A 19,514-nucleotide genomic window follows, 5' to 3' on the forward strand; every position below is an offset into this window, starting at 1 on the left:
AAACGGGTCAAGAAATTGGAGAGTCTAGATGCGCTAGCTCCTCTTCATGTTGATCCATCTCATCGTTTACGTCTTTTTCCATTTCTTTCAAAAGCAAGTACGTTTCAATGCTTCCTGTTTTGGAGAAAAACTTCCAGGTAAAATCTAGCATAAGAATCCACCTTTCTCAATAAGCGTAGCCTATAAACCAATTTCCTTTGTTGTTATTAAATTGACCCATTTTGTCCATTTTCATGTGAGAAAAATTTTTCCTAATTTATCAAAGTTCATAAAAACCAATAATCAGTGGATGAACCAACCATCCACTGATTATAGCTTGACTCTATTTTAGTACTCATCCTCGCGGAAACCTAGGTCACGAAGCTGAGACATTTTATTACGCCAATCTTTTTGCACTTTTACCCATACTTCTAAAAATACTTTAGAACCAAGTAGCGCTTCAATATCAAAACGAGCTCGCTTACCAACTTCTTTTAACATTTTCCCTTGTTTTCCGATGATGATTCCTTTTTGTGATGCACGTTCAACAACAATCGTTGCATTTATATAAACTGCACCGCCCTCACGCTTTTGAATCGCATCGATAACAACAGCCACAGAATGTGGCACTTCTTCACGTGTTAAATGTAGTACTTTCTCACGAATAAGCTCTGCAATAATAAATCTCTCCGGATGATCCGTTACTTGATTATCTGGATAGTATTGTGGTCCTTCTGGTAAATACTTTTTAATTGTTCCAATTAAAGCGTCCACATTATTACCGTCTAACGCAGAAATTGGTACAATCTCTGCAAACTCATGTAGTTTACGATATTGATCAATTAACTCTAGTAATTGCTCTGGATGAAGTTGGTCAATTTTATTAATTACTAAAAATACTGGTTGTTTCGTTTCTTTTAATTTCTCAATGATGAATTCCTCACCACGACCAAATCCTTCAACTGCATTGACCATAAACAGAACAATATCAACTTCTTTCAATGTCGTTTGAGCCATCTTTACCATGAAGTCGCCTAATTTATGTTTAGGTTTATGTATTCCTGGTGTATCAATGAAAATAACTTGTGAATCATTTTCTGTATATACACCTTGAATTTTATTACGAGTCGTTTGTGGCTTATCACTCATAATAGCAATTTTCTGGCCGATAATACGGTTTAAAAATGTAGATTTTCCAACATTCGGTCTGCCAATAATAGAGACAAAACCTGATTTATAACCTTTTCTATTCATGTAAATCCTCCGCTAAAAATGCTCCTGGTAACAATTCTCCGACTGTCGTCTCTTGAACGTCACCATGTAAATTTGATAAGTATACTTTCGTATCCTGTTTACATAATTCTACCATAACTTGTCGACATGCTCCACAAGGAGGTACTGGGCGCTTTGTATCTGCTACAACCGCAATGGCTACAAATTCTTTATCTCCTTCAGAAACCGCCTTAAATAAAGCTGTTCTTTCAGCACAATTACATAAGCCATATGATGCATTCTCAACATTACATCCACGATATACTTTTCCATCGCGCGTTAATAATGCTGCACCTACTTGAAATTTAGAATATGGTACGTACGCTTGTTTACGCGCTTCGATTGCTTCTAGAATTAATTGTTTACTATTCATATTCCCGCATCCTTCCTGTTCACAGCTATGAAGAGATACACTCTCTCATTAAAGGCCCTTACGGCACTTCCAAAGCTTAATAAAAGCTTCGGAATGCAACTATACCATATACGGTAAAAAGATAATAGCACCAATTATAACAGCTATAATTGCAAACAATAAAACCGCTCCTGCTGCAACATCCTTTGCAATTTTTGCAAACGGATGAATATCGGCAGTCGCTAAATCTACCGTTTTTTCTACAGCCGTATTTACCATTTCTAAACTCATTACACTCCCTATTACAATAAGTAATATCATCCACTCTATTTTCGTAATATGGAAATAAAAGCCGCAGCATATAACAATGACTGCGGCTAAATAATGAATTTTCATATTTCGTTCATGACGAAGACAAAAGAACATACCAGCTATAGCATATCCAAAACTATCTATAAGTTTTCCTTTTTTCATCGTCCTAATCCAAAAGCTTCTAAAATTTCTTTTTGTCTTCCGAACATTTCTTTTTCATCTTCTTCTGTCATGTGATCATAACCAAGTAAATGTAAAAAGCCATGTAACGCCAAAAATCCAAGTTCACGATCGAAAGAATGTCCGTACTCTTCAGCTTGCTCTTTCGCCCTTGGAATAGAGATAATAAGATCACCTAACATGCGCGGCATCTCTGCACCAACAATCTCCATTTCTCCTTCTCCCATCTCTTCCATAGCAAAGGATATTACATCTGTAGGTTGATCTTTATCTCGGTAATCACGATTAATTTCTCTAATGCGCTCATTATCTACAAATGTCACCGATACCTCCGCACCACCCTCGATATTTTCCATTTGAGCTGCTTTTTCTAACACTTCACGAATTAAACTCATATACTCTTCTTTTACTTCTTCTGTTTCATCAATAAAATCAATTAACAAACTCATTCTTTCTCCTTTTCTTCCGGAAGTTCCGGATATGTAATACGCGAATGGAAAATACCATTTAACGTTTCACACAACGTTTTCCCAACGATTTGTAGTTCCTTAAACGTCAAATCACATTCACTAAATTGACCGTCTTGCAATCGATCTTTAATAATACTTTGCACTAAATTATTAATTTGTTCTGGCGTTGGGTGATTCATAGAACGTACCGCAGCTTCTACACTATCAGCAATACCAACAATTGCCGATTCTTTCGAAGTTGCTTTTGAGCCCGGATAACGGAACATCTCTTCTGTATATTTTTCTTTATCTTCTTTAATCGCTTTATAATAAAAATATTTCAGTAACGTTGTACCGTGATGTTGCCCAGCGATATCAATAATTTCTTGTGGAATATGATATTCTTCAAGCATTCTTACTCCATCCGTTACGTGAGCAATTATAATATCTTTACTCGTTACAGGATCTAATTTATCATGCGGGTTTTCAATCCCCATTTGGTTTTCAATAAAGAATTGTGGTTGTACTGTTTTTCCTACATCATGATAATATGCCCCTACACGCGCTAATACACCATTTGCCCCGACTGCTTCGCAAGCAGCTTCAGAAAGATTCGCTACCATTACACTATGATGATATGTCCCTGGCGCTTCTAACAAAATTCTGCGTAAAAGCGGATGATTTGGACTTGATAGTTCCATAAGCTTCATACTTGATACGATTCCAAGTCCACTTTCTAAATATGGTAAAATCCCCATAGCCAAAACGGATGATATAATCCCTGAAAGTGAAGCCATTAATAATTGCGTACCAATTTCAAGAGGCGAAAAATTCCCATTACGTAATAATAAGAGCGCCGCCAATACAACTACATTTAATACAGAAACGAGTATACCAGCTTGTAAAATCATTGTACGACGATTTTTTTCTCTCAAGAAAATACTAACCGATAATGAACTTAACAATACGTAAATCCCTACACTATAATTTAATGTACTCGTTACTCCTTCATTAAACATAATACTTCCGCATACAGAAAAAATCATACTCGTTAAAAAGACAAATCGATCACCAATCATTAATTTCACAAGTATTGTTCCCATCGCAACCGGGACAACATATGCAATCCCTGCATATTCAAGTTTTTGAAACAAACTAATGATTTTCATTAAAACGATTGTGATAGACAAAATTGTAATATACGCTAAAACATACGGTCTATCTTCTCTTTTTCTCTTTAAAAATAATTCAAATTGTTTATGCATAAAGTATAGTAACACACCAATGAGTACCGCTAATCCAACATAAGGTTGAAAACCGTTCCCTTTTTCTAACAAGCCAACTAATTTCAACTGATTATACACATCACTTGAAATTGTTTCACCTTCTCTAACAAGAACTTGTCCTTGAAGAATATAAACAGGTGGAACTAAATCCTCCTCTGCTTTTCTCTTCTCTTTCGTTAAGATCGGGTCATAAAAATAATTCGCTGAAATTGCATATCTTCCTAGCGCCTTAATTGACTCTTTTAAACCATTATCAACATTAACACTATTCATCTCACTTACATATCGTTCTTTCGCATCTTTCAATTCGTCCATTTTAATGTGCTCAGTCATGATACTATTAATCGCTGTGACCGCAGCATCCTTCGCTAATACTAATTGGCTCGAATCTGCATTAATCAAATTTAGTAAGTTTGAATCAGATAATTCTTTCGTTAAGTCAGCCGGTAGTTTCTTTTTTAACTTGTCCACTTTCTCAGCATCAGTCATCTTTTTTTGATCATCCGGTCCAACAGCTTTAATCTCTTGCACCACTTCATCCACTTTAGCAAAGACGTCATTCACAATATCAACTTTATTTTGTTTATACTCACTTTTATATGTATATTGATCTTCAACTTTTGTAGTGGCTTCTTTTTTCTTTTTATCCGTTGTAACTTTATCTTCAATTTTTATAGGAGAATGGATTGTCTTTTTCGCAATAGAATACATGTTAACATCTAATTGCTCTGGTTTTACATTATTCATAAGCGCAAAAAACAGCACTGCTCCTAATACAACGTAAGAAATCCAACTTAGTTTTTTCGAATGTTGTAAATTACGAAACCACTTAGAAATTTCTTGAGATCTTGACATGATTTCAATACCTTCTCCTCTCCAGAAATAAAGTGAAACTATTTATAGCTTTCATTTCTTCTACCCAACGATACTTTGGGGTAACATTTTATACACCAGTACCTATAGTTTATTTTCCTTATCTTTCATGATAGTAAAAAATATGACGTTCGCCAACCTTATCATACAAAAAGAAATGATCCTGACAAATAGGATCATTCCATTTTATCATATGCCTCAATAATACGTTGCACCAATGGATGTCTGACAACGTCCGTTTGTTCTAATGTAATAAATGACAGACCTGATACACCAGATAAAATATTAGCAGCTATAGATAGCCCTGATTTTACCCCTTTTGGCAAGTCTACTTGTGAAGGGTCCCCTGTAATAACCATTTTAGAACTAAAACCTAATCTTGTTAAAAACATTTTTATTTGAGCACCCGTTGTATTTTGAGCCTCATCTAAAATAACAAATGAATCATCAAGCGTACGCCCCCTCATATAAGCAAGCGGCGCGATTTCAATTACTCCTCGCTCCATCATACGCTGCGTATATTCTTGTCCAAGAATATCATGTAAGGCATCATATAATGGGCGTAAGTATGGATCTACCTTCTCTTTCAAATCCCCTGGTAAAAAACCTAAATTTTCTCCAGCTTCTACAGCAGGTCTTGTTAGAATGATTTTCTTTACATATCCTTGTTTTAAAGCTCTCACAGCCATTACTACAGCTAAGTATGTTTTTCCAGTTCCTGCAGGCCCTATCCCAAAGACAATATCATTCTTCTTCATTGCATGAATATATCGTCTTTGCCCCATTGTTTTTACACGAATGGATTTGCCTTTTGCAGTCTTGAAAATTTCTTCTTCATATAACTCTTCAAATTGAGCAACTTTCCCTTGTTGTGCGAGCTGAATTGCATACGCAACATCTCTCTCTGAAATTGATATACTTTTACGAATTACAACAAGTAATTGCTGTAAGATTTTTTCTACGAGTGTCACCGTTTCAACTGCCCCAGATACATGAACAGTTTCTCCTCTAGTTACGATCGATACATTCAGTTCTCGTTCAATTACTTTTAAATGCGCATCATTGACTCCAAAAAGAGCGATTGCTTCGTTAGTATTTTCCAATTGTTGGTTCATTTCTACTAATTGTTCTGCCATTACTCAGTCTCCTTGAATATCGGATTCGGATATTGGTTGTGGCTCTGCAATATTTTCAATCACAGTATAATGTAATGTGACTTTTAGTTGATCCGCCTCAACCTCTTTGCTCAAAATCTTATCACTTACAATCATAGCATGTTCATCCAATTTTTTCTTTAGTTCTTTTTCGGCCATCTCTTTCGCTACTTTCAGCGCTTGCTTTTCTGTATATTCTCGGTTCGCTTCTTCCTCTTCTCTCACAACATCTTTTTCATATGCAATCGGCAGTGTAAAACCAAATAATTTCACATCATGCTTTACACTTTCAGTACGAGAGCGTTTATACTTATCATGTTGAAATCCCCATATTTTTATTTTCGTATCCCCAAATTTAAGAAAATGTTCATTGTATACATTGCCAGTATACACTTGGAATTGCGTCTTTAACGGGACATCCACCTTAGATGTATACCACGTTTCGCCATACACAATACCTTTCGCTGAAACAATCGTCGGACTTTCCTCATTACCATATATTCCTGATACGAGAATCTGCCCTTTTTCCACATGATCATTTTTCAGTACAACCGGCTTTCCAACTTCTACAAACGTTTTTGTAATAATCGCTTCTTTTTTTGCTACTAAATTTTGCGGCCTTTGTTCCTTTTCTTTTTTCGGTTCGTTTTTTTCAACAATTTTAAAATGATACGTCGTTCCTCTTACTTCTAATCCCGCCCAAGTAATGGCATTAATATTATCTGTCAAATGGCGTTGTACATCTTCTACATTCGGCATTTGAAACTGTAGTTTTCCTTTTTTAATACCCATTTTATCCAATTCTTTCATCAATATATATTCTGTTTCAGGTTTTGCTCCTGTAATTTCAATTTTCCAAACCATATTGGACATTACAATCACGCCAAAAAAGAAAATTAAAAACCCAATTAAAAATCCACTGTTTTTAATTAAACGCTTATTCCAAAAAGGAAAACCATACCGTCCAATAAAATATAATTTACATTCATTTTTTCTATAAATTGGTTTTATTTTTTTCACATCGCGTAACAACATACAAAAAACTAACGTTTCATCAGCTATCTTCTTAACATCCCAAACTAATAAATTCCTCCGTACACATTCATTAACAAACCGTTCCGCTCCTCTACCTTCAATTCGCACTTTTACATATCCAAGCCACTTTATAAACCATTTATTTTTCATTTACCACCTTCACTACCTTTCTAAAAGTAGATATACTACTTTTTATTTGAAGCATTAAAATAGCTCGTACTAAAATGAAACAAAGTAAAACTGTAATCGATCTCTATCAACGAAACTTTTACAGGATAAAGAAGAAAAACTTCACAAATGGAAGTTTCACTTCAATCACCTTTTTTTTCATTTTCTAAAAATGTTACTTGCTCAATTATCCCTTCGAGCAAAAGCTCTTCTGGAAGAATCGTTTTAATAACAAAGGATTGTCCTTTAATTAGTAATTGACCGTGTTTTAAAAGCAATCGCACTTCTTTATCTGAAAACACTAATAGTCCCCGATGATTTTCTATATAAATATGTATTTGCCCAACAAGAGTAATCCGAGGTAGATCCATTAATACATCCACTGGTAGGTCTACTTGTTTTGTTAACCAATTTTTCATTTGTTCTAATTTCTTCATCTCGAAAGACCCCCCTCTCATCCCATATATGTATTTCTTCACAAGTGCCTATCGTGTTATAACGACTTCACTAACATAACTATATTCTGTAAGAGTTCATATCATGTTAATAAAACAGTCGCTATATGAAATCATATTTATCGGGACAATGATGGATCAGAGGATGTGATCCTTATTAATAGAAGTATTAATACAAGAATATGCACCCCTAAGGGATATCAGTACAAGTTGCATGAAGAAATTGAGCCTAGCGAGCAGTTGGATACTAAAAAAACCCTGTTACAATTTGTTCTGGGCTTGACATAATGACCATAGAATAAGTAGTTGTCATTCATTAGACAAATGAGATAAAATCCGAAAAAGGAAATTGCTCCACTCTAAATTTCGCATTGTAAGTAAGAATATTTTATAGGTGGTTGTTATATGAATTTCAAAAAAATATTAGGATTCATTAAAAAACAAAAAAATGAATTAATAAGCGAGGAAATACGAAAGGAAATTGGATTTAGTCAAGAAATTTTGAATGTTATAAAACAAGTTACTGACAGCAGCATCCAACCCTTTTATGTAACTGATTCAAAATCTAAAATAGCTGGAGTCTCTTTCGTTACCTTTGAGGATTATGCTGAACAGCAAGTTATAAAACTTCAATCTGAGGTTCAGAAGCTTGGATACTTAGCTTTTATTTGCGAAAGAAGTTTTAGTCAAGGAAGTAAGAGTAAGTGTAGAATTGCAATTATACAAGGAAATGGCCAATTTGATATCCTTACAATCCAACAAACAAATGGTGTTAATTACGAAGTTAGCAATATAGATGTTATTTTTAAACTAAGAAAATGGAATGACCGCTATCCTTTTATCATGATCGGTGCAGATCATGACTGGGTTGATGCCATTTTTAGCGTGTTACCTACAGACGAAGAAATGCAATCTTTCGCGCAAGAAATGTATGAATTTTGTCCAGATATAGTGGAACAAGGAACAGAAAGCATTGAGGAGTTAGTCACAGAAATTAAGAAAACGAAAAAGCTTTTTTTACGGTGGGATTAATTACAACTAAGGCTGTTACCTTTTTTACATACCAGAGGCGTTTCTATCACTTACAGAAACGTTTTTAAGTAATATAGCGTTTCTCCTTAATAAGAACAATAAAAAAACGTCTCATACGAAATGAGACGTTTTTTTATGCTAATAGCTGGATAACCAACTTATTCACAAGCGATCCGTCTGTTTTACCTTTTACTTTCGGCATAACAGCAGTCATCACCTTACCCATATCTGCTTTAGAAGTCGCACCAACTTCAGAAATAACTTGCTTGATTACATCAACTAGTTCTTCTTCAGTTAATTGCTCTGGCAAATATGCGCTTAAAATCTGAATTTCACTTTGCAGTTTATTAACAAGGTCTTCACGACCAGCTTTTTTAAATTCAAGGAGGGAGTCCTTATACTGTTTTACTTCACGAGCTAAAACTGTTACTTCCTCTTCTTCAGTAAGAGTATGTTGCAGTTTAATACCTTCATTTTGTAAAGCAGCCTTAACCATACGAATAACGGTTAATTTTTCTTTTTGTTTATTCTTCATCGCTTGTTTCATATCATCGTTTAAACGACCGAGAAGACTCATAACTTACACCCTCTCTTAGAATTTACGCTTTCTTGCCGCTTCAGATTTCTTCTTACGTTTTACACTTGGTTTTTCATAAAACTCGCGCTTTCTTGCTTCAGCAAGTGTACCAGTTTTAGAAACCGATCTTTTAAAACGGCGAAGTGCATCCTCCAAAGACTCGTTTTTACGAACGACTGTTTTTGACATTCTCTTTCCCTCCCTCCGAAACATCACACTTACATACTAACTTCAGCATGCAAAAAGAAACACTTCTTCAGCATGTCTTTTACGATTATAATACATTTTATCACTTCAGGTCAACTATTTGGCAGAATAAAAGAAGAATAGAAGCATTTCCTTTTCAAAAGTTAAGCAAATAGCTAGTATCCTTCACTGATGAAGACAACTATATTTTTATCGTTTCATCTTTTTTCATACAGGGATGCACGAAACGCCTTCCCACCTTCTAGTACTTAACCGCTTCAAATAAAGAAAGCATGCAAACCGTTTCCGGTTGCACGCTCTTTTTATGCGCTTGCTGATTCTTTTTTCACATCATCTTCAAGAACACGAACAAATTGCGCTTCGTTATATGGATAACCAGATTTCGTAATTTTTACTTTCACTAGCTTACCAATTAATTCTTCTGATCCTTCAAATACAATTTTCAAGTAGTTATCTGTATAACCTACATATAACCCTTCACGGTCGCCCTCTTTAAATTGCTCTTCCGGAATGATTTCAAGCACTTCACCTTCAAACGCTGATGCGTACTCTTTCGCTAATTGATTAGATAGCTCAATTAAACGATGAACACGATCGTTCTTCACATCTTCAGGAACTTGATCTTCCATGCGTGCTGCAGGTGTTCCTGTACGTTTTGAGTAAGGGAACACATGCAATTCAGAGAAGCGGTTCTCTTTAATAAAATTGTATGTTTCCATGAATTCTTCTTCTGTTTCACCTGGGAAACCAACGATTACGTCAGATGTAATCGCAAGGCCTGGTAACGCTTCTTTCAAACGATCTAAACGCTCTTGGAAGAACTCCATCGTATATTTACGACGCATACGTTTTAATACAGTATTAGAACCAGATTGCAACGGAATATGCAAGTGGCGTACAACTACTTCAGATTTATCTAACACTTCAATTACTTCATCTGAAATTTGACTCGCTTCAATAGAAGAAATACGAAGACGTTTTAATCCGCCTACTTCCGCTTCCATATCACGAAGTAATCCAGCTAAGTTATAATCTTTTATGTCTTCGCCGTATCCACCTGTATGAATACCCGTTAATACGATTTCTTTATAGCCTGCATCCACTAATTGTTGTGCTTGTTTAATAACTTCTTTTCCATCACGAGAACGCATTAAACCACGCGCCCAAGGAATGATACAGAATGTACAGAAGTTATTGCAACCCTCTTGTATTTTTAAAGACGCACGTGTACGATCCGTGAAATAAGGTACATCAAGTTCTTCGTACACACGTGTTTTCATAATATTACGGACAGCATTAATTGGTTGACGCTCTTTACGGAATTCTTCGATGTAACCTAACATCTTTTCACGATCCTGTGTACCAACTACAATATCTACACCTGGAATCGCCATAATTTCAGCTGGAGATGTTTGTGCATAACATCCCGTTACGCAAATAACTGCATCTGGATTTTGACGCACAGCACGTCTAATTACTTGACGGCTTTTTTTGTCCCCAGTATTCGTTACTGTACATGTGTTAATAACATATACATCAGCTTTCTTTTCATATTCTGTTCTTTCATAACCACCTTGTTTAAACAATTGCCAAATGGCTTCTGTTTCATAATGGTTTACTTTACAACCTAACGTATGGAACGCAACAGTTGACATTGATCATCACCCCATCAATTCAAAATGATACGAAGCAGCACTTAACGCGTATAACGGCGCCGTTTCTGTTCTTAAAATTCTTGGTCCTAAACTACATGGTACAAATTTATGTTCACGAAGCGCTGTAATCTCTTCCTCAGCTAAACCGCCTTCTGGGCCAAATACAATCAATAGCTTTTGATCTGGTTTCATTGTCGTTAAAGCTTTCGCAAAATTAGATTTCTCGCCTTGTTTTGCTTCCTCTTCGTAAGCAACAAGACAAACATCATACTCACCACTCATTGAAAGCAATTGCTTAAATGATGCCGGAGCATGTACTTCTGGAATTTCACTTCTATGTGATTGTTCCGCAGCTTCTTTCACAATTTTTCTTAAACGCTCAACTTTTTTATCAGCTTTTTTCGCATCCCATTTTACGATAGAGCGAGATGCTTGAAATGGTAAGAATGCAGCTGCCCCAAGCTCAGTTCCTTTTTGAAAAATTAACTCTAGCTTGTCTCCTTTTGGCAGTCCACTTGCAATCGTCACGAAAACAGGAAGTTCACTTGACGCCTCTACCCATTCTACAATAGCCGTATTAATAAATTCACTGGTAATTTCATCAATTGAACATACTGCTGTTTTTCCGTTTACACAGCAATAAATATGATCACCAGCTGACATACGCATCACTCTTGCGATATGATGTACGTCATCACCTACAATGCGAATACTTGTCTCATTTACATATTTCTCTTCTACAAAATAACGTTGCATATAATCACCTTAGTAGAGTTTCGTTCCTTTCGTAAGTCAACACTTACGAAAAGAACGAAACGTTATCATTTTTCATATAACAAACGGCAAGTCCCTCACCTTATAGTGAGAGACTCCACTTTTCATTATAGACTAAAATCTATATTACGCATTTCGTGCAATAATTGCTACCCAATCTTCCATTCGTAACACTTCTTCAATTGTAAATCCAGCTTGTTCTAACGCCTCAGAAATTACTTTTTCCTTCGCAGCAATAATGCCCGATGTAATAAATAATCCACCTGACTTCACAACTCTTGCTGCATCTTCAGGGAATAATAGAATAATCTCTGCTAATAAGTTAGCTACGATTAAATCAACAGGACCTTCAATACCTTCTAAAAGACTATTTTGTCCAACAGACACGATATCATCTGTTTTATTTAAACGTACATTCATTTCTGCACTTTCAACCGCAACCGGATCTAAATCATATGCTTGAACAGAAGACGCACCTAATTTTGCAGCCGCAATACTAAGTACACCAGAACCTGTTCCTACATCAATAATAGTGTCACCTGGCTGTACTGTTTTTTCTAAAGCACGGATACACATCGTTGTTGTTGGATGAGTTCCTGTACCAAATGCCATACCCGGGTCTAATTCAATGATTTTTTCATCAGGAGAAGATGGTGTATATTCTTCCCAAGTCGGTACGATTGTGAATGTATCAGAAATTTGTACTGGATGGTAATATTTTTTCCAAGCAGTAGCCCAATCTTCTTCATTGACTTCGTTAACGGTAATATTTCCAGTACCAATTTCGATGTCGTAAGATGGAAGCACATCAATAGATGATTTTACACCTGCAATCGTTTCATGTAAAGAATCCGTTTGCGGGAAATACGCTTTTATTAATACACCTTCCGCCGGATATTCATCTGGGTTCAATGCATAAATTTCACCATATTGTTGCTCGCGCTCTTTCGTTAACTCCGCTGGATCCTCAATTGCAACTCCGCTAGCACCAGCTTCATGTAAAATATGAGAGACAGCTTCTACTGCTTCTTCTGTTGTATGAATACTAATTTCTGACCATTTCACAATTTACCAACTCCATTTTTTATTTCCATTATTCCCCTTTGAAAGCACGTTTAAGCTTTCCGAATAAACTATCATCCTGCTCTTCTTGTCCTGCAAATTCACGTAATAAATCTTTTTGCTGTGAAGTTAATTTCGTCGGTACAACAACGCGAACGACTACATATTGATCTCCTTGACCGTATCCACGTACGTTCGGAGCACCTTTTCCTTTTAGGCGGAATTCTGTTCCTGTTTGTGTTCCTGCTGGAATTTTCAGCTTCACTTTACCATGAACAGTAGGAACTTCTACTTCATCACCAAGTGCCATTTGTGCAAATGTTAATGGCATTTCACAAATAATATGATCTCCTTCACGCTCGAAGAATTCATGATTTCTTACATGAACGACAACATATAAGTCTCCTGCTGGTCCACCGTTTACGCCAGCTTCACCTTTTCCAGACACACGAATTTGTTGACCATTATCGATACCTGCTGGAATTTTAACATTGATTTTTTTACGTTTACGAACTTTACCTGAACCGTGACATGTCGTACATTTTTCTTTAATCATTTGCCCAGTTCCTGAACAATGACCACAAGCTTGACGGTTCACAATACGACCAAACGGTGTATTTTGTTCTACACTCACTTGACCTGATCCTGAACAATGTTTACATGTTTCTTTTGAAGTTCCTGGTTTTGCTCCACTACCTTTACAAGTATCACATGGATCTTCTACTGGAATTTCTACATTTAATTCCTTACCAAAAATAGCTTCTTCAAAATCTAAAGTGACTTGATATTGTAAGTCAGCACCTTGGCGCGGAGCATTTGGATCACGACGTCTACCGCCGCCACCGCCAAAGAAAGAACTAAATATATCTTCAAAACCGAAGTCTCCTCCGCCGCCAAATCCACCGAATCCTTGATTTGCACCAGCATGACCAAATTGATCGTACTGTGCACGCTTTTGATCATCACTTAACACTTCGTATGCTTCTTGTACTTCTTTAAACTTTTCAATTGCATTTTCTTCTTTGCTTACGTCTGGATGGTATTTTTTAGCCAAACGACGATACGCTTTTTTAATTTCATCTGTTGAAGCGCCCTTGCTAAGTCCAAGGACCTCATAATAGTCTCGTTTACTCATAAATTTACAACCCCCGAATCTTTCACATAAACGTAATTTTAACACCGAAAGAAAGTGCTTTGCAACAAAGTTTCCTCACTTACAGTATGCAAAGCGAAAAACTTAAGATCCTCACACATCGCTTCTCATTCGTGAAAAAAGCCAAAGTCAAGGCACGCTTGACTTTGACTTTTTGTCATCTTACTTATTATGTTTACAGTTGAATTACTTGTCTTCTTTTACTTCTTCAAACTCAGCGTCAACTACATTGTCTTTCTTTGCGCCAGCGTCTTGTGCACCTTGCGCACCTTCCGCTTGGCCAGCAGCTGCTTGAGCTTGCTCGTATAATTTAACAGTTAATTGTTGTACGATTTCTTGTAAAGCATCTTTTTTCGCACGAATTTCTTCAAGCTCGTTTTTCTCAATTGCAGCTTGTAATGCTTCTTTCGCTTCTGTTGCTTTTGCAACTTCAGCTGCATCTACTTTACCTTCTAAATCTTTTACAACTTTGTCTGTTTGGAATACAAGTTGGTCAGCTTCGTTACGAAGTTCAACTTCTTCCTTACGTTTTTGGTCAGCGTCAGCATTTGCTTCCGCTTCTTGTACCATACGTTCTACTTCTTCATCAGAAAGACCTGAAGAAGATTGGATTGTAATAGCTTGCTCTTTGCTTGTTCCTAAGTCTTTCGCACGTACGTTAACGATACCGTTCGCATCAATATCGAATGTTACTTCGATTTGCGGAATACCACGTGGTGCTGGTGGAAGGTCAGTTAATTGGAAACGACCTAACGTTTTGTTGTCAGCTGACATTGGACGCTCACCTTGTAATACGTGAATGTCTACTGCTGGTTGATTATCAGCAGCTGTCGAGAATACTTGTGACTTACTTGTTGGAATTGTAGTGTTACGCTCGATTAATTTCGTGAACACGCCACCCATAGTTTCAATACCTAAAGAAAGTGGAGTTACGTCTAATAATAGAACGCCTTCTACATCACCAGTAAGTACGCCACCTTGAACTGCAGCACCTAATGCTACAACTTCATCAGGGTTTACACCTTTATATGGCTCTTTACCAGTTTCACGTTTAATAGCTTCTTGTACAGCTGGGATACGAGTAGATCCACCAACAAGAATAACTTTATCTAATTCGCTTGGAGCAAAACCAGCGTCTTTTAATGCACGACGAGTTGGCTCTAATGTTCTTTCAACAAGACCTGCTGAAAGCTCTTCGAATTTCGCTCTTGTTAACGTTAATTCTAAGTGTAATGGACCAGCAGCTCCAGCACTAATGAATGGTAATGAAATTTGAGTTTGTGTTACACCAGAAAGATCTTTTTTCGCTTTTTCAGCTGCATCTTTCAAGCGTTGAAGCGCCATTTTATCTTGGCTTAAATCAATGTTATTTTCTTTTTTGAACTCAGCTACTAAGTGATCGATGATAACTTGGTCAAAGTCATCGCCACCAAGACGGTTGTCACCAGCAGTTGAAATAACTTCGAATGTGCCGTCTGCTAACTCAAGGATAGATACGTCAAATGTACCGCCACCTAAGTCATACACTAAGATTTTTTGTTCTTCATCTTGTTTTTCTAAACCGTAAGCAAGTGCTGCTGCTGTTGGCTCGTTAATGATACGCTCAACTTCTAAACCAGCGATACGACCAGCATCTTTCGTTGCTTGACGCTCTGCATCGTTGAAGTATGCAGGTACTGTAATAACAGCTTTCGTTACTGTTTCACCTAAGTATGCTTCAGCAGAAGCTTTTAAGTTTTGTAAAATGATTGCAGAAATTTCTTGAGGTGTGTAATCTTTACCTTCAACTTCTACTTTGTAGTCTGTACCCATATGACGTTTAACAGACATGATTGTATTTGGGTTTGTAATTGCTTGACGCTTTGCAACTTCCCCAACTTGACGTTCTTCATTTTTGAAAGCTACAACAGAAGGTGTTGTACGGTTTCCTTCTGGATTTGGGATAACCTTTGGTTCTCCACCTTCCATAACAGCTACACAAGAGTTTGTTGTACCTAAGTCAATACCGATAATTTTACTCATGGCTAATCCTCCTACTTTTATGTAAATTATTGATTTACTTTTACCATTGATGGGCGAATTACACGATCTTTTAGTTTATAACCTTTTTGGAATTCTTCCACAACCGCGTTTGATTCAAATTCACTGTCTTCCACTTGCATAATAGCTTGGTGTTCATTAGGATCAAACTGTTTACCAACAGCTCCAATCACTTCCACACCTTCTTTAGTCAACGCTTCTAACAATTGACGATGCACCATTTCCATACCTTGTAATAAGGATTTCGTTTGCTCATCAGTTGCTTCCACTTGCATCGCTCTTTCAAAATTATCAAGAGCTGGCAAAATGTCTGAAACTAGACTTTGTGCTCTATATTTTTCAGCAGCCTGTTTATCCATTTGGACGCGGCGCTTATAATTTTCAAAATCAGCTTGTAGACGTAATGTGCGACCTTCCGTTTCCGTTAGTTTCGCTTGTAACTCATCTACTTTTTCTTGTAAAAGAGCAGCCTCACTTTTTTCTTCTACAGTTTCTTCACTGTTTTCTGGCGTGACAGCTTCTTCAACTTGCGCTTCTTTTACTTCTTCTACCACTTGTTCGTTACGCTCTTCCACAATATTCACCTCCTTAAAAGGTATTAGGTATCATGTATAGCATGATTACCTAAGATTATATATTACACACAGCAATGAAAATTTCATCACTTGAGCGAATGTATTACTCTCATTTACTTTTTAAGTCCATCTGTAAATTGTCTCGTAAATAACTGTAACAAACTAATTACCCGAGAGTATTGCATTCTTGTCGGACCTAAAATAGCAATTGTTCCAAGCTGTTCTTCTCCAATCGAATATGTTGCAGAAATTAAACTGCAATCCTCCATAGCCGTCGCAGAGTTTTCCCTACCAATTTTCACTTGAATACCTACTTGTTTATGACGCAAAATGTCATAAAACTCGGCTTCATTATCGATCATCGTCAATAAGGACCTTACTTTGTGAATGTCATGGAACTCTGGTTGCGAAAGCATATTTGCTTTTCCTCCAAAGTATATCTTTTCCGATAAAGGAACTTGAAATGTACCATCTAACATTCTTATTGCACTATCGTAATTATGAACATACCCACGTAAAACTGTAACAATCTCTTTAAAGATTTTGTTATGCAGTTCTGCCATTGGTACGCCTGATAGCTTTTCATTTAAAATATTAACCATTTTTTCTAAATCTGATAAATCAACAGATTCCGGAACGGTAATCGTTTTGCTTTGTACATGCCCTGTATCCGTTACAATAATAGCGACTGCAGTTTGACGATCAAGCGGCACAATTTGTACGTTTTTAAGTTTATTTGTGCTTAACTTCGGTCCGAGAACAATGGCCGTATAATTTGTAAGCTCTGATAAAATTTGAGCCGATTGCTGTGCAATCTTTTCTGCTTCAAAAATTCTTTCAGCAAATAAATCTTTAATTTGTACAATTTCATCGTTCGGTAAGTTTTGCGGCGCTAAAAGATGGTCTACATAAAATCGGTATCCTTTCTCAGAAGGAACACGTCCAGAAGAACTATGCGTTTTCTCAATAAATCCTAGCTCCTCTAAATCAGCCATTTCATTTCGAATAGTAGCTGAACTAAACGTAATTTCATCTTTCTTAGCCAACGTCCTAGACCCAACAGGTTGCGCTGATCCAATAAAGTCATCAATAATTGTTTGTAAAATTAAGAGCTGACGTTCCGTAAGCATCTCATCATCACCTCTGTTAGCACTCTTTCTCTTCGAGTGCTAAATCTATTAATAACTTACCAAAATTGACATTCAATTGTCAACGGAAACGTCACGAAATAATGAAATTTTTTCACGTTAATGGAACATTTAATTAGTCAATTAAAAATGATTGGAATACTTCATTCCCTAATAATTTTCCTTTTCGCGTTAAACGTACATATCCACCTCCATCGCTCTCTTCAAGCAATCCTTGTTCTTGGTTGTTTTGTAACTGCTTCGCGAAAACTTGATCCATCTCCATATTAAATTTCTTTTGAAACGCTATTTTAGATACACCTTTTGTTTTTCGAAGTCCTAAGAACAACTCTTCTTCCATCTTTTCTTTCTCCGTCACCACGTGAACATTTAAATACGGAAATCCTGTTTCATCAATTTTATTAAAATATTGCTTCAGCGGACCTACATTTTGAATACGTTCCCCATTCACATAACTATGAGCTCCAGCTCCAAAGCCATAATACTCTTCATTATTCCAGTATGTGAGATTATGTCTACTTTTATTGTCACCTTTTGAGAAATTACTAATTTCATACTGGTTATAACCGTGTTTCTCCATTTCATCCATTACCATTTCATACATTTTCGCTTCATGGTCTTCACCCGGAAGACGCAATTTCCCTTTATTCATTAAGTTATAAAACACTGTTTTAGGTTCCACAATTAATGAATATGCCGAGAAATGTTGTACACCAAGCGTAAAAGCAATATCTAATGTTTCCTTCACATCTTCTATCGTTTGTCCTGGCAAAGCATAAATAATATCTACATTAATATTTTTAAAGCCTACTTCCTGAGCTTCTCGAATCGCTAGGAATGCATCTTCCCTCGTATGCTTGCGCCCGATTTTCTCAAGCAGTTCATCACGGAACGTTTGCACACCAAAACTAATTCGATTCACTCCACCTTCTAGTAGTACATTCAACTTCTCTTTCGGTAGATCTCCTGGATTCGCTTCAAATGTCAATTCACAATTCGGAGCAAACGGACGCAAATGACGATTAATAATCTCGAGTAATTTTTTTGTCTGTTCCATATTTAACGCTGTCGGAGTTCCACCGCCCACAAAAATCGTTTTCATACTATCAAACGGAACTTTTTGAACCGTATTTATTATTTCCTTCTCTAAATAATCTAAATATTGATCAACCGGTTGGCGTTCAATAAACACTTTATTAAAATCACAATAGTGACAAATGTGCTGACAAAACGGAATATGAATATATGCAGCTTGTACCAAATATAACTCCTACCTTTCTAAAAAGAAAACCTCCGCACTCCGGAGGATTCTCTACTTCTCTAACGTATTACGAATTTGTTCCATTCGCATTTTTCCCCAATCATACATCATTTCAACGATCGGTAAAAGTGACATGCCTAGTTCCGTCATATAATACTCAACACGAGGAGGAATTTCGGGATATACTGTTCGATCAACAATCCCATCTTCCATTAACTCTTTTAATTGGTTCGACAAAACTTTATGAGAAATGCTTGGGAATAACCGTTGTAATTCACTAAAACGATGAGGCCCTTCCACACCAAGATGCCACAGTATCACAACTTTCCACTTTCCACTAATAATAGAAAGCGTCAATTCCTTTTCACAATTAAAATTGCCATTTTGTATTTTATCTTGAATATCTTTTCGAATATTTTCGGACATTAACAATCTCCTAACTCTATATGAACTAAAAAGCTCTCTCATTATTGTAAATGAGAGCTGCTCAGATGTCTAAAAAGTAATTATACAGA

The 19,514-nt window shown here is 36.4% G+C and carries 21 protein-coding genes; 1 reads left to right on the forward strand and 20 read right to left on the reverse strand.

Annotated elements, in window-relative coordinates; translation table 11 throughout:
- Positions 1–7: 7 nt before the first annotated feature.
- From MHI26_RS22140 to yqfC, 9 genes are all read right to left on the reverse strand, one after another.
- Positions 8–151: a YqzL family protein gene (locus tag MHI26_RS22140; protein ID WP_000883924.1), complete on the reverse strand. Its 144-nt coding sequence runs from the start codon at positions 149–151 to the stop codon at positions 8–10.
- A gap of 176 nt (positions 152–327) precedes the next feature.
- A complete protein-coding gene (gene era, locus MHI26_RS22145) occupies positions 328–1,233 on the reverse strand; it encodes a GTPase Era (RefSeq protein WP_001080237.1) in 906 nt (301 codons plus the stop codon).
- On the reverse strand, positions 1,226–1,624 hold the full coding sequence (locus tag MHI26_RS22150) for a cytidine deaminase (RefSeq protein WP_001086281.1): 399 nt from the start codon (positions 1,622–1,624) through the stop codon (positions 1,226–1,228). Before MHI26_RS22150 ends, era begins: the two co-directional genes overlap by 8 nt.
- 99 nt (positions 1,625–1,723) lie before the next feature.
- The gene (locus MHI26_RS22155) at positions 1,724–2,077 is read right to left on the reverse strand and encodes a diacylglycerol kinase family protein (protein ID WP_000715475.1); all 354 of its coding nucleotides are present in this window, start codon (positions 2,075–2,077) and stop codon (positions 1,724–1,726) included.
- Positions 2,074–2,544 carry an rRNA maturation RNase YbeY gene (ybeY, locus tag MHI26_RS22160; protein ID WP_000054686.1) on the reverse strand — a complete coding sequence of 157 codons (471 nt, stop codon included), beginning with the start codon at positions 2,542–2,544 and terminating at the stop codon, positions 2,074–2,076. The genes MHI26_RS22155 and ybeY overlap by 4 nt, the downstream gene beginning before the upstream one ends.
- A complete protein-coding gene (locus MHI26_RS22165) occupies positions 2,541–4,685 on the reverse strand; it encodes an HD family phosphohydrolase (protein WP_000091517.1) in 2,145 nt (714 codons plus the stop codon). The genes ybeY and MHI26_RS22165 overlap by 4 nt, the downstream gene beginning before the upstream one ends.
- Positions 4,686–4,879: 194 nt before the next feature.
- Positions 4,880–5,839, reverse strand: coding sequence for a PhoH family protein (locus MHI26_RS22170; RefSeq protein ID WP_000840522.1), 960 nt, complete (start codon positions 5,837–5,839; stop codon positions 4,880–4,882).
- A gap of 3 nt (positions 5,840–5,842) precedes the next feature.
- The gene (gene yqfD / locus MHI26_RS22175) at positions 5,843–7,042 is read right to left on the reverse strand and encodes a sporulation protein YqfD (protein WP_061666286.1); all 1,200 of its coding nucleotides are present in this window, start codon (positions 7,040–7,042) and stop codon (positions 5,843–5,845) included.
- Between the two features lie 161 nt (positions 7,043–7,203).
- Positions 7,204–7,497, reverse strand: coding sequence for a sporulation protein YqfC (gene yqfC, locus MHI26_RS22180; protein WP_000732269.1), 294 nt, complete (start codon positions 7,495–7,497; stop codon positions 7,204–7,206).
- A gap of 423 nt (positions 7,498–7,920) precedes the next feature.
- Here yqfC and MHI26_RS22185 point away from each other — a divergent pair, with 423 nt between their 5' ends.
- Complete coding sequence (locus MHI26_RS22185; RefSeq protein ID WP_001009614.1) at positions 7,921–8,547, forward strand: DUF4253 domain-containing protein; 627 nt, start codon at positions 7,921–7,923, stop codon at positions 8,545–8,547.
- A 133-nt stretch (positions 8,548–8,680) separates the two neighbouring features.
- Here MHI26_RS22185 and MHI26_RS22190 read toward each other — a convergent pair whose 3' ends face one another.
- The 11 genes from MHI26_RS22190 to MHI26_RS22240 form a co-directional block, all read right to left on the reverse strand.
- Entirely contained in the window at positions 8,681–9,124 is a 444-nt protein-coding gene (locus MHI26_RS22190; RefSeq protein WP_000054582.1) for a GatB/YqeY domain-containing protein, read from the reverse strand.
- Between the two features lie 15 nt (positions 9,125–9,139).
- Positions 9,140–9,313 (reverse strand): 30S ribosomal protein S21, encoded by a 174-nt coding sequence (gene rpsU / locus MHI26_RS22195; RefSeq protein WP_000048061.1) that lies wholly within the window; start codon positions 9,311–9,313, stop codon positions 9,140–9,142.
- Between the two features lie 320 nt (positions 9,314–9,633).
- On the reverse strand, positions 9,634–10,986 hold the full coding sequence (mtaB, locus tag MHI26_RS22200) for a tRNA (N(6)-L-threonylcarbamoyladenosine(37)-C(2))-methylthiotransferase MtaB (RefSeq protein ID WP_000108681.1): 1,353 nt from the start codon (positions 10,984–10,986) through the stop codon (positions 9,634–9,636).
- 6 nt (positions 10,987–10,992) lie between these two features.
- Positions 10,993–11,742, reverse strand: coding sequence for a 16S rRNA (uracil(1498)-N(3))-methyltransferase (locus tag MHI26_RS22205; protein WP_001190158.1), 750 nt, complete (start codon positions 11,740–11,742; stop codon positions 10,993–10,995).
- A 144-nt stretch (positions 11,743–11,886) separates the two neighbouring features.
- Positions 11,887–12,825: a 50S ribosomal protein L11 methyltransferase gene (gene prmA / locus MHI26_RS22210; RefSeq protein WP_000872103.1), complete on the reverse strand. Its 939-nt coding sequence runs from the start codon at positions 12,823–12,825 to the stop codon at positions 11,887–11,889.
- 28 nt (positions 12,826–12,853) lie between these two features.
- Positions 12,854–13,957, reverse strand: a complete 1,104-nt coding sequence (gene dnaJ, locus MHI26_RS22215; protein WP_061666285.1) for a chaperone protein DnaJ — start codon at positions 13,955–13,957, stop codon at positions 12,854–12,856.
- 204 nt (positions 13,958–14,161) lie between these two features.
- Positions 14,162–15,997 (reverse strand): chaperone protein DnaK, encoded by a 1,836-nt coding sequence (gene dnaK / locus MHI26_RS22220; protein WP_000034700.1) that lies wholly within the window; start codon positions 15,995–15,997, stop codon positions 14,162–14,164.
- Between the two features lie 26 nt (positions 15,998–16,023).
- A complete protein-coding gene (grpE, locus tag MHI26_RS22225) occupies positions 16,024–16,590 on the reverse strand; it encodes a nucleotide exchange factor GrpE (protein ID WP_000392712.1) in 567 nt (188 codons plus the stop codon).
- A gap of 113 nt (positions 16,591–16,703) precedes the next feature.
- On the reverse strand, positions 16,704–17,720 hold the full coding sequence (gene hrcA / locus MHI26_RS22230; protein WP_000954948.1) for a heat-inducible transcriptional repressor HrcA: 1,017 nt from the start codon (positions 17,718–17,720) through the stop codon (positions 16,704–16,706).
- Positions 17,721–17,853: 133 nt separating this feature from the next.
- A complete protein-coding gene (gene hemW, locus MHI26_RS22235; RefSeq protein ID WP_061666284.1) occupies positions 17,854–18,999 on the reverse strand; it encodes a radical SAM family heme chaperone HemW in 1,146 nt (381 codons plus the stop codon).
- Between the two features lie 51 nt (positions 19,000–19,050).
- Positions 19,051–19,425: a winged helix-turn-helix transcriptional regulator gene (locus MHI26_RS22240; RefSeq protein WP_001293539.1), complete on the reverse strand. Its 375-nt coding sequence runs from the start codon at positions 19,423–19,425 to the stop codon at positions 19,051–19,053.
- Positions 19,426–19,514 lie beyond the last annotated feature (89 nt).

This window comes from Bacillus sp. FSL K6-1218, assembly GCF_038006445.1.
GTDB classification, from domain to species: domain Bacteria; phylum Bacillota; class Bacilli; order Bacillales; family Bacillaceae_G; genus Bacillus_A; species Bacillus_A thuringiensis_S.